This window comes from Pedobacter ginsengiterrae, from assembly GCF_039537385.1.
Lineage (GTDB): Bacteria > Bacteroidota > Bacteroidia > Sphingobacteriales > Sphingobacteriaceae > Pedobacter > Pedobacter ginsengiterrae.
The window spans coordinates 249,498-261,251 of record NZ_BAABAK010000011.1 but is presented as its reverse complement, the minus strand read 5'-3'; the positions used below and the strand labels follow the sequence as shown (position 1 = coordinate 261,251).

Genomic DNA, 11,754 nt, shown 5'->3' with positions numbered 1-11,754 from the left:
TTATTATTGATTTAGGGGGCTTCTGTTATTTTTCGCTCAAACGCTCAAATTAATTCAAATGGATATTCAAAAACTCTTTTACAGGCAACTCCCCGAATTGGTAAATAAATTCGCAGGTAGTATTTTAGCTTATGCATTGTTGCTTGCTGCAGTAGCAAGATTTACGATGTCTTATTTGGACCTCACTAAATCGTTGTTTTTCTCGCGTTTGTCTTTTCTCAAAAATTCGATGCGGGATTGGCTGTACTCGGAAGCTAATTATCGGGACCTCTTGATTCTCACCTTTGCAGGTGTGGATATCGAAGATGCACTTTTCGATCAACCTACCGATAGGATGAAGGGACAAATCCAATGGGGGGCGAATGTTGCGATTGGATTTCTCGAAAATATCACTCTTAATAGGGATATAATAAAAAAAAGGAATACTTATCTTGCTTAATCAATCCTAAATCCAACGCTCAATGGATATCATCACTGACTTAAGTGCCCGGGTGGCCTCATTCTTTTCAGTATATGAGGAACTTTGCCTCAAACTTGGACTTCCAGGAAATTTTGACGGATTTAACATTCGTGTAAATAATGAAAATATTCAGAAACTCAACAGGGTTGATGGAAAAGAAGAATTAAACACTAGGGTTCTCGAACTCTATTTTAATCGCAACTTCCCGCATTCCCCCGCTAAGACTCTTTTTTCAACTGTTTTGGAACTTTGGAAATTTAATGAGAAATTTTCTAAACGCGAATATTTTGAAACACTTAATGACGTTCGGGAAAATTTCCGGAAAATTCTTTACGATAGCGCTGAATGCCGAATTGAACTGTGTACAATTATCGAATACATGCCTATACAGATCATATTGGCACTCGACTCCGATGTAAAAACACCGCTTTTAAGAAGGCTCTACCAGGTTTGGGGAGCTGGGATAGCAAACCTGGCCGAGCCCGGAAACTACAACCTTTGGTGGGAGGGAAAAAAAGGAACGGCAGCATCATTTCTGATACGTTTGGAAGACTTGAAACTTAAACTCCTGGAGCATAAAGAGCCGCTTCCATTTGATAGCTTTTTCAGTGCTGAACTGGAAGAAATAAAAGCCTCCAGGAAAGCACGTGGGAATCCTTCGGTGGATGATTCTAACTTCAAAGATCCTTATCTCATCGCCAAAAAACTTTCCTTAAGTGCAATCGCGTTTTCAGGAGGCGGAATCCGGTCCGCAACGTTTAATCTCGGGGTGCTGCAAAAACTTGGTGAGCTGGATGTGTTGAAAAAATTCGATTATATTTCTACCGTGTCAGGGGGCGGGTATATCGGAAGTTGGCTCATTTCCTGGATAAAGCGTGCCGGATGCGTTTCAGCGGTGAGTAACCTGCTCAATACTTTTAAATCGTCAAACCCACTTGCCGAGGAGGTGAGACCAGTGAGGTGGTTGCGTATGTATAGTAATTATCTGGCGCCGACGACAGGCCTGTTTTCTATAGATTCCCTGACCATGGGACTGACATGGTTGCGAAATACACTTATTAATCAGTTCCTACTCGTACTGCTGCTATGCAGTGTACTATCGCTGATTTCGTTTATTTTCGAACTCTGGAGCATTAAGAACGTACCGGCACATTGCTGGGACAGCTTGATCGTGATGATTACCTGCGCGGTCGCAGCGCTTGTAGCTGGCGTTGTACTGATTAGCGAAGGCATGCGGATTTATGCTAACAAAACTACCATAGGTAAACTTAAATATTATTTTGAGCAGAAGAATATCCCTTTATACCTGGGCATATGGAGTGGAGTTGTGGCCCTTTTCTTCAGTTCCTGGATGTGGTCAAATAGCTATTTTCAAACCGAATCTTTTGATTGGGCATGGCCTTTATTCGGTGGATTTGTTGTATTGATCTATGGTGCGAAAGTTCTAATTGCCGAAAGGGGTAAGTATATAAATAAGACGCTACCAAAGGAAGAACAGGAAGAGATTGCTTTTTGGCTACACGTTTCATCCTTCATTTCGGCTGCATTGGCTTGCTATTTATTGCGCGTAAGCTGGAACCTGATTTTGAATTTCGATGAAAACTGGCCTGGCGTTAGTTTACTTTCCCGTAAACTCGCTTTTATTTTAGGACCACCCCTAATTATTGAAAGTATTGTCATCTCGGTTATTGTGAGGATGTCAATTATGGGCATACTATTCCAGGATGAACGCCGGGAATGGTGGGGCAGGATGGGTGCCGTTGTACATCGAATCATGCTTGTCTGGATGGTACTTACTTTTGGTGCATTGGTTTTGCCAGAACTACTAGCTGACCTCTATGTGCAGCATGCTCCGGCAATTCCAGCCTTATTGGGTGGTTGGGGAGCTATTATTGCCTGGGCAGTTCGTCTAGCATTTAACGCAAGAACCGAATCAAATGCTTCAGCGAGCCGATTAAGTGTATCAGAGATTTTTGTGAGGTTTGCTCCATACCTGTTTATGATTGGTTTTCTGATGATTGGTTCATGGGTTTTCAACCTGATACGCAGTTCCTTTGAAATTCCTTTTCATAATCAGGATTCCCATTTGATACCCTATTTAGTGCTGACTCTGATCCTGGCGGGTGTTTCCTTGGAGTTGAGCAAGCGAATAGGCATCAACGAATTTTCGCTGTTTCATTTTTATCGCAACAGGCTTACCCGTGCTTATTTAGGGGCGACGAGACGCCGCGAGGACCGGGAGAATTCAGCAAATGGGTTCACCAGCTTTGATAAGGCCGATGATATAAAACTGTCAGCTTTTCTAGCTGAAAATGATTATGTCGGTCCTTACCCCATATTAAATACCTCGATGAACGCCAGTACGGTTTCTGAACTTGACAGGCAGGATCGTAAAGCGGAGTCCTTTATTTTCTCTCCAAAGTTCTGTGGCTACGACTTCTCCACGCTTCGTTCTGCAGCGGGCACTAAAAACGGGGTATTTCAGTATGGCTATCAACCTACGGAAATCTATTCGGAAAAAGATGGACCTACTCTTGGTACAGCGATGTCTATTTCAGGTGCTGCTGTTAATCCCAATATGGGCTACCACTCTTCGGCACCGACCGCTTTTTTGCTGACACTCTTCAATGTACGCCTGGGCAAATGGATTGGAAATCCGAGAATGAAATCCTTTGGAAAATCGGATCCTGAAAGTGGACTGGCCTATTTAATTTATGATCTGGTCGGTAAATCCGATATAAACAAGGAATTTGTTGCCCTTTCTGATGGTGGTCATTTCGATAACATGGGCATATATGAGCTGATCAGAAGGGGCTGTCGAGACATTCTGCTTTGTGATGCTGAAGAGGATACTTTAGGTACCTGCGAAGGATTGGCAAATGCGATCAGGCGTTGCAGGATCGATTTTGGTGTGGAAATTGAACTTAAGCTCGATGCGCTGACGGAGAAAAAAAAGGACAGCAGCTTTGTTGGGGTACACCGGATAAAAGGCACTATTCGATACCCCGGAGAGCGAAATCCATCCGGCAAAATTATTTATATAAAAGCCAGCCTTACCGGAAACGAATCCGTAGACATCCGCGAATACTGGATGAAAAATAGCAAGTTTCCTCAGCAATCTACTTCAGACCAGTTTTTTAATGAGGCACAGTTCGAAAGTTACCGAAATCTGGGCTATCATTCCATAAGGGATAAAAATGACCTCAACTAATCCGCTTCAACTGGGCTATCGATATCATCGGGATCGAAATTTATTAGCAATTGAAAAGCCTTACTCCTGTAGTACCATTCAAAGCTAACAAGCGACGTAAAAAGCCATTATAAACTAAAAAATCAATTACTATGTTTGGATCCAACACCATCGAAATCATTATTGGGATACTTCTTGTATTTATCCTGGTAAGCACCATCTGCACAGCAATCCGGGAGGGGATTGAGGCCAGATTAAAGACCAGGGCCGCCTACCTCGAACAAGGGATTCGCGAGATGCTCAATGATCAAACCGGAACAGGCCTCGCCAAAGAACTTTATGGCCATCCACTGGTTTCGGGACTGTTTAATGGAGCGTACAGCCCAGGAAAGAATATGGATGAAACAAATCGTAAATTAGCGATTTTTGCAGGCGGTAAAAATTTACCGTCCTACATTCCGGCCAGGAATTTTGCCCGTGCACTCATGGATCTTGCCGTCAGGGGAAAAGTAGAAAACAATTTAGAAAAGACTGAAAATATTACCGTCGAGAGTATCCGCCTCAATATCTCCAACCTTCAAAATGGAAAAATAGAACGTCTTTTGCTAGGCGCCGTCGACATGGCACAGGGGAATTTAATGCTTGTGGAGACCAATCTTCAAAACTGGTTTGATAGCGGTATGGACCGCGTGTCTGGATGGTACAAACGCTCGACCCAGTATATCATTTTTTTTATCGGGCTAACAATCGCTATCGGGATGAATGTCAATGTATTCAGGATTGTAGACTATTTATCCAAAAATGATACTGCGAGGAAAATTCTGGTTGAGCAGGCAGCAGTACTCAATAAGGATGGGGCTGGAAATACTTTAACAGGAGAGCAGGCAAAAGCGCAATTAAAGGATTTGAAACTTCCAATAGGCTGGGATGATGACAACGCGTTCAAGCTGGATCATAACCAAGATGGCGCATGGAATAATTTTATTGGCCCGCTGCTGGGTTGGCTTTTTACCGCGCTAGCAGCTACCCTCGGAGCTTCGTACTGGTTTGACCTCTTAAATAAAGTTATGGTCATCCGCTCAACCGTGAAGCCACATGAAAAAAGTGGGGAACAAGCTTCCCTGGATGCAGCCGAAAAAGTTGCAGCAGGGCAAAATTCTGCACACACTCCAGCTGATTCACAGGCTTCCGCTTCTGAAGATCAAACCGATTGTTGCAGCGTTGAATTTGTTGATGAAACACCAGACAGGGATTTACCAGTATCGAAAGGAGGGGTTGCGTTATGAGTTACTCATTGACATGGTTACCAAAGGTACTTTTAGAGGCTGGACTAAAAGTTGCAGAATGTCCAGGTTGGGAGAATTGTGGCCGAGCGGAAATGGGAACAGTTGAAGGCGTATTATGCCACCATACTGCAACAGTGAATGAGCGCGGAAATATGCCTTCGCTTCAAACGTTAATTCATGGTCGGACGGGTAAAGATGCGCTACCAGGTCCGCTATCACAATTGGGCTTAGGCAGGGATGGAACCTATTACATCATAGCCGCCGGAAGGTGCAATCATGCAGGACCGGGAATCTGGAAAGGCGTAACTGCCGGCGGGTCCCATTTTATTGGCATCGAAGCTGAAAACCTGGGGAATGGAAAGGAGCCGTGGCCGGAGGTCCAGATGGATGCATACGTTCGTGGAGTAGCCGCTATTCTCAAGCATATTGGAAAGAGCACTGATTACTGTGCAGGACACAAGGAATATCGCCTACCCAAAGGATATAAGGATGACCCAAATTTCGACATGAATGATTTTCGCCTAAGGGTGAAGGCTGTAATGGGGGGAGCTACAACTGCGCAAAAACTCATACCAGCCGCTGAACTTTCGGGAAAAGCGCGAAGTACCTTGAGGCGGGGCCAGGCCAATGATGCTGATCTGGTAAAACAGTTGCAACAATTGTTGAAGATTAAAATGGACGGTTTTTTCGGCCCTGATACCGAATCGGCAGTGCGAGGTTTCCAACGTAGCGCTGCTACTGTTCCAGACGGAATTGTCGGACCGAAAACCTGGAAAGCGCTGGACGAACAGTCCTCATCTTAAAGTTGAGGCCGCAGTGAAACGAAAAGCTTCAGTTGAATTCTGACGGAGCGTTAGTCACTTCATTTCGAGGTCAGCAAGGATCGTAATAATAACCTAGCAGCGTGAAACTCCACGCTGCTTCCTTAACGAACTTAGCCTCAGCTCAGTATGCTAATCCATCATCTACAACAATTCTTAGATAATCCTTGATTGCAAAAGGGCAGAGTTGGTCTTCGGTATTACTTCTCAAAATTCTAATTCCGATGTCCGTGCTGTGCAACGCTGTGGGTTTGTAATCATTAATACTCAGGCGATGCACAAACCACAGCATATTGGCTATCCACTGAAAACACTGTGATATCAAATTTCATGGTTTCCACCATCGGTCATCACGGATCAATTAGTTTAGTTTATTCATAAAGCCTTACAGCTGTTTACTTTAACGCATTCTTGATTCTTAATTTCTACTCGTTTCTACCCTACGGTTCTGTATCCGCCCCTCTTCGGTATCATTGGAAGAAATAGGATTCGCTTCTCCAAAACCTTTGGTAACGACCTGGCTTGGATAAACACCAGAATTAACCAAATAGGTTTTTACTGAATTTGCCCGATCTTTTGAAAGTTTTAAATTGTAGGCTGCACTCCCTTCTGAGCTGGAATAGCCGGCAATGGTAACTTTGCCACTATTTTCTTTTAGAACACTTGCGAGCTTGTCTAAAGTTGGATAAGATTCAGCTGGGAGCTCACTTAACCCTTCGCCAAATTTGATTGGCTCAAAGCCTGTCAGGGCTATATAATCCAGAACGCCTTTAATAGCACAGGAGCATTCATCCATTTGAAGAATCTCGTTTTGTTTACGTCTCCGTTTATTCAATGGGCTTTCGCTACAAAAATAATACATGTCAGAGGAAGGAAAGTAAACCACCTTTAGGTTTTCTCCGTTAATTTTTAGAAGTCTCGCTTGCGATGCTGCGTCTTTCGTTATAATTACACGCTGTGCTTGAATTTTTTGACAGCTCAGAAGTATTAGCAGGAAAAACAGATGTCTCAGTTGTTTCATTTATAAAATATTAGGTGCTCTACGAGCTCTTTTTTTATGACGAAAATTTGCTTCTCCCGATCTTTTTTGTATTTTCCCATGGAGGCATAAACGATGTAATCTTGGTCAGTGATAGTCAAAATCCGGAATCTTTTTTTACTGTTGTACGCTAACAAGGTGTCTATCAGGTTATCATCTTCCGTGACTGGTGCATAAAGAGTATCTGTTTTTTCATGCCGAATTAACGCTTTTTCATTGAATAGGAACTGAACTTTACTGAGGTATTTTGCAGGTTCTTGTTGCGCTGCCAGCGCATCAGCCATACCTGCTTTTCTTGACAAGTAAAATAGCAATGGGAAAAGTAGGATATACAATAAGATTTTGGCATGTTTGAAATATTCGTTCTTTAGGTATTTAGTTGAAAGAGAAAGAAAAACAAAAGTCCCAAGAAGCAAATAAAAGTCAGCTGAGCGGATCAAATACAGAAAGATGTTTGAAGAATAGATAAGGAAGGTGTACAGATCAAATGCAACCATTTTAATGGGTACGCCAAACTCATCATAATAAGAATAAATGTAGATCCAGCCCATGTAATAAAGTAAAATCGATGCAATGAGCAGAATATCTCGTAGATTTTTTAACAGAGCGATGGAGTTGTCTTGCTTTTCTGACATGTTTTGCTAGTTTAGAATCGGTTAGGCGATGGCTGGGCCTTGGGTTTGCTTATTTCGAATTTAAACAATTGTCGGTAACTGCCATATACTTATTATTAAGTAATTTAGTTTATTGTATTTGTATTTTTTTAAACGGCAATATTTGTGTATTTCGGTGAAAGTGGCTCTTCGTCACTTTTGGTGACGAATTAAATATCTAAGATTAAAATAACAACGCTGATTCGCTAAAAAGTAGTCTAGAAACTAGATTTTGATGTAATTTGATATTAATATTTTGGTCTTCACCAACAGGGACGAAGAACCGTGAAAGTGACCCCTCTGTTTCGGGCCAAACTGGCCACCAATTTGATTACTGGACGAGACACATTGTTCAAGGTACGGCACTGATGATTAATGACCTTCGAATAAAAATATGATACTATTGCTTAATTTGCTTATTTACAACAGTTTAATAATCTTTAACAATGCCCTTTTGGCGTTTTTAACTAAAAGTCTGACAGTTTAATTTTCTAACGCTAAAAGTGATGATGAATAAAACTGTTTTTACCTTGCAAAAAAGGATGTTTTTCGTTAATTTTAAAATAGAAATCAAGGGTGAAAAGTCTGACAAAAGTCTGCCATATACCCTCTAAAAATAGCGAAATGAGAAAAGTAAAACCCCTCTCAGAGTATCAAAAAGGCATCTACGGAGAAATATTAGGCGAATTTATCAATCCGATATTCTCCACCCACAAAAGCCGATTCATTAGTTTGGATCGGCTTTTTTATTTTCAATAGAACAAGTATTTTTTTACCTTTCAACGTAAATGTTTTACTAAAGTTTTTTTAAATGTCTACTTTCAAAGCAATAGTTTTCGAGGATCATAAAAACGATGCTGGGTTAAGAAATAAGGGTTGTAATAAATAAAAAGCAATATTTTTCATGTGGGAAGCGCATCGCCTAAACTATAGAAATGCATTTTAACAGAAAGCATTTACTTAAAGACATCCCTGAAGTTATTTGTAAACTAGGGCGTTAAATTGAAAGGCTTAATTCGAATTGACAGTGATTTTTAACCCTGACTTTTGATTGCTTCTTTAAAATATTTTAAAGGCACGAACAACATACCAAAACATTCGCCTTCTGTTTTATCCTGATGTTTGTGGTGAACTTTATGTGCTTTCCTCAATGCCCGCAAGTAAAAGTTGTCTGTGCGTTTAAACAACTTAAATCGCTGATGGATAAAAATATCATGCACAAAAAAATAAGCAAGTCCGTAAAGTGTGATTCCAATGCTAATGTAGCACATAAAGCCCCAGCCTTCAATGTAGTTGCCAATCATAAAGAAGCCTATGGCAATTAAAGCAAAAATGACAAAGAACAGGTCATTTTTCTCAAAAAAATCATGTGCCTTATTGTGGTGATCTTCATGAAGATTCCAGAATAAGCCATGCATTAGGAATCTGTGCGTTAGCCAGGATACACATTCCATTACACAAAAAGTCAGGAGCGCGATCCCTAAATTGATCAATACATTCAGTACCATATACAAACTTACTATGTTTTAGTTAAGAGATAATCTCCAATTGATCTGGGAATATTAAAGATTTTATGGAATTGTAATATATTCTCTGCAAATGGAAATGTCACTAATCACATCAAGAAAAACCCTTTATTGTCTTTCAATGATTTCTCCAGGAGTTTCGTTGAAATATGTCCCACTTCCTTCAGACAGGCAAAAGATAAGCACCTTAAGGCACAGGATAAAAAATAATTCTGAGTTTAAAATAGTCTTTTTACCCTCTTAACCAAGTCCTCGATATCGAAAGGCTTGGCAATAAAGTCGTCGGCTCGGCTGCGAAGCTTCATTTTCTCAATCTCGGAGTTGGCAGTGATTAAGATAACTGGAATATTTTTTGTTTTTTGATCCAACTTAAGGTGATCGCAAATGTTCAAACCATGGCCATCGGGAAGGGTAACGTCAATTATAAACAAATCAGGCATTGATTTTTCCAAGGCTTTTTGAAATTCAGAAACCATGCTGTATCCACAAACTTCCATACCCTCTGCTGATAATATAAGGCTAATAACTTCTAAAATTTCAAAGTTATCTTCCAAAATATAAATTGTTTTACTCATAAAATCTTAAAATTCTGTCTAACTAATACAACAGAAATAAATAAATGTTCTCAGGAAATTAGCTCTAGAATTTATAAATCTGGCTACATTCACCAAAAACAATCTTACTTATCTTCTTTTTTGTTGTTCGTTTTTGATGTATCATCAATCGCCTTATCAAGTTTAGTGTCTTTCCCATCTGCAAAAGGAATTTCGTCTTTAGTATAACCTTCCTTTTCGATTTCCTTTTCAGTGTTTTGTTGTTTTTCTTTATTTTGATTTTCCATTTTTCAATTATTTAATTAAAACAATGAGGATAGTTTATCACGAGTTTAACTCTTTAATTTTTTTGCTCTGGATATTTTCTTTAGATAGATGATGCTTTCCAGTAATAAAATTAAGAATCATTAAGGCTATTTATTCGACTTTTGCTTTTCCGCCTGTCATTCTTGGTGCATTTGTGGTGCTATCAGGATAATCCTTTGTTCTGGCGCTGTCAACCGTATTGGTGTCGACAGTGGAGTAATTGGTATCCGTATATTTATTCATGCTATCTGCATGTTCTTTGTCTGCTTTTTCACCGCTGCAAGCTGCAAAGCTTAAAGTAAAAAGGCTCAATAATAGAAATTTATACTTTTTCATGATTTAAAATTATAGATATACAATTAGTTTAATTATGCTTCTGTAGAAACTCATACATTAGTTGAATGCGTGAGTTAATGACAAAGATGAAGCTCAATATTTTAAGGTATAATTTATTTGATGCTTATTTTCTGTATGGTTTTAAGGTGCTTTTTAGCGAAATTACTTATACCCGAATCTGAAGATTTTGCACCTTGCTCTAACAATTGTAAAGCTCTGCTATGGCCATTATTTAACAGGGCAGTATAAGCCTGATCGAAAGCATTACCCTTAAGCGATGTTAAATTTTCGATTAATTGATTTGTGGTAGTATTGCTTAGCCCTGCATTCGCCGAAGCGCTTGTGCCAGTGTTCCCCGCTTGTCCGTTATTATTTCTCAGCCTTGCGGTGTCACGAAGATTTTCTGGTGCCGAATCAATTCTTCCATCGGGGTTCATTCCTCCACTAGGTAAGCTAGTTGGTAAATCGATGGATTTACTCTTAGCCAGCATTCTTAACTCTTCGCTAACTTTAGTCAGTTCTAAAGTTAATCTGGTTGCTGTTTTTTTTATACGTTCGCCACCTTGTTTAGCTGCCAGATTAGAAGCCCTTAACTGTTCGAGGCAGAGCAGAGCGCTTTGTTTTAAAAAGACTTCATCGCTGTTTTGAATATGATCATGATGAACAATAGGATAAATCGTGTTGCTACTACTGGTAGCTGAATAGAGTAGCAGGAAAGATGATATACCTAACATGCAAATTTTGATGGAGTTTTTCATAACTAAAATTTACGGATGATGTAAGTAAATAACAGTAAGTTAGGAGCAAAAGTTTGGAAAAAAGTGAGTATGAAAGATGATGTTAAGCAGGATCATCATCAGGATTTTCAAATTCTGCTTCATCATTAGGCCTATTCTTATCCTCTGGTTTACTTTTATTAGCAGATGAATTATCGGAATCCACAGATTCATTATTCACCTCTTTTTTATTTTCCTTATTATCCTCAGTATGTTGCTTTCCTTTGTTCATGATAAGATTTATTAATTGTTTAACAGTTGTATCACACAGATTAGTTTAATCTTGATCCGCGTCGCTACCCTTAATCTGCTCTTGTTTTATTTCTTCCTGATCACCACTAGCAATTTGTTGATCATGATCAGCGTCGCTTCCTTTAATCTGTTCATTTAGATCACCTGAGATAGAATCCGATTTATTAGGGTTATCTTGGTTTTCAGTCTTCTTATCGACAATCTTGTGAGCTTCTTTTATATTCTCTATAATATCCCTGTCGGATTTGTTTCGTTCAGAATTTTCCATTTTTTTAAGGTTATACCATTTTAACGACATTTATAAACGAAAAAGGTTTTCTATAATTTAAATTAGTTGAATAGTTTGCTACTGTTTAAAAATGGAACTGATTTACTCCAATTCCGAATGCATGTAAGACCGGCCAGATCTTTAAATGCCAATAAATTGCAATCCTAAACCTTTTTATTCTCGATGATGTTTATGTTCATAAAAACGTTTGATGCATTTTGGCCAAATCGGCTAGAGGGCTAATTTCTACTGCTGTTTGTGTTTAACTTCTAGTATTCGGGGAACCT

The 11,754-nt window shown here is 39.6% G+C and carries 13 protein-coding genes; 4 read left to right on the top strand and 9 right to left on the bottom strand.

Translation table 11 applies throughout. From position 1 onward, the window contains the following. The first annotated feature begins 58 nt into the window (after positions 1-58). The 4 genes from ABD692_RS12465 to ABD692_RS12450 all read left to right on the top strand — a co-directional run bounded on the left by ABD692_RS12465 (position 59) and on the right by ABD692_RS12450 (position 5,739). Positions 59-439 carry a hypothetical protein gene (locus ABD692_RS12465; RefSeq protein ID WP_344767422.1) on the top strand — a complete coding sequence of 127 codons (381 nt, stop codon included), beginning with the start codon at positions 59-61 and terminating at the stop codon, positions 437-439. A 22-nt stretch (positions 440-461) separates the two neighbouring features. Continuing rightward, positions 462-3,671: a patatin-like phospholipase family protein gene (locus ABD692_RS12460; protein ID WP_344767419.1), complete on the top strand. Its 3,210-nt coding sequence runs from the start codon at positions 462-464 to the stop codon at positions 3,669-3,671. 131 nt (positions 3,672-3,802) lie between these two features. Beyond that, a complete protein-coding gene (locus tag ABD692_RS12455; RefSeq protein WP_344767417.1) occupies positions 3,803-4,936 on the top strand; it encodes a hypothetical protein in 1,134 nt (377 codons plus the stop codon). Then, on the top strand, positions 4,933-5,739 hold the full coding sequence (locus ABD692_RS12450; RefSeq protein ID WP_344767414.1) for a peptidoglycan recognition protein family protein: 807 nt from the start codon (positions 4,933-4,935) through the stop codon (positions 5,737-5,739). Before ABD692_RS12455 ends, ABD692_RS12450 begins: the two co-directional genes overlap by 4 nt. Positions 5,740-6,175: 436 nt before the next feature. Here ABD692_RS12450 and ABD692_RS12445 read toward each other — a convergent pair whose 3' ends face one another. From ABD692_RS12445 to ABD692_RS12405, 9 genes are all read right to left on the bottom strand, one after another. Next, positions 6,176-6,778, bottom strand: a complete 603-nt coding sequence (locus ABD692_RS12445) for an OmpA family protein (protein WP_344767412.1) — start codon at positions 6,776-6,778, stop codon at positions 6,176-6,178. Further along, positions 6,775-7,431: a hypothetical protein gene (locus tag ABD692_RS12440; RefSeq protein ID WP_344767410.1), complete on the bottom strand. Its 657-nt coding sequence runs from the start codon at positions 7,429-7,431 to the stop codon at positions 6,775-6,777. The genes ABD692_RS12445 and ABD692_RS12440 overlap by 4 nt, the downstream gene beginning before the upstream one ends. A gap of 1,052 nt (positions 7,432-8,483) precedes the next feature. Continuing rightward, the gene (locus tag ABD692_RS12435) at positions 8,484-8,957 is read right to left on the bottom strand and encodes a sterol desaturase family protein (protein WP_344767408.1); all 474 of its coding nucleotides are present in this window, start codon (positions 8,955-8,957) and stop codon (positions 8,484-8,486) included. Positions 8,958-9,193: 236 nt separating this feature from the next. Next, positions 9,194-9,550, bottom strand: a complete 357-nt coding sequence (locus ABD692_RS12430) for a response regulator transcription factor (RefSeq protein ID WP_316756532.1) — start codon at positions 9,548-9,550, stop codon at positions 9,194-9,196. Between the two features lie 104 nt (positions 9,551-9,654). Beyond that, positions 9,655-9,816 (bottom strand): hypothetical protein, encoded by a 162-nt coding sequence (locus tag ABD692_RS12425; RefSeq protein WP_344767405.1) that lies wholly within the window; start codon positions 9,814-9,816, stop codon positions 9,655-9,657. A gap of 130 nt (positions 9,817-9,946) precedes the next feature. Then, complete coding sequence (locus tag ABD692_RS12420; RefSeq protein WP_316756536.1) at positions 9,947-10,171, bottom strand: hypothetical protein; 225 nt, start codon at positions 10,169-10,171, stop codon at positions 9,947-9,949. Between the two features lie 113 nt (positions 10,172-10,284). Beyond that, positions 10,285-10,929, bottom strand: a complete 645-nt coding sequence (locus tag ABD692_RS12415; RefSeq protein WP_344767398.1) for a DUF4142 domain-containing protein — start codon at positions 10,927-10,929, stop codon at positions 10,285-10,287. A gap of 82 nt (positions 10,930-11,011) precedes the next feature. Then, positions 11,012-11,179 (bottom strand): hypothetical protein, encoded by a 168-nt coding sequence (locus tag ABD692_RS12410; protein WP_344767394.1) that lies wholly within the window; start codon positions 11,177-11,179, stop codon positions 11,012-11,014. A gap of 45 nt (positions 11,180-11,224) precedes the next feature. Further along, positions 11,225-11,467, bottom strand: a complete 243-nt coding sequence (locus ABD692_RS12405; RefSeq protein WP_344767392.1) for a hypothetical protein — start codon at positions 11,465-11,467, stop codon at positions 11,225-11,227. Positions 11,468-11,754: the final 287 nt, after the last annotated feature.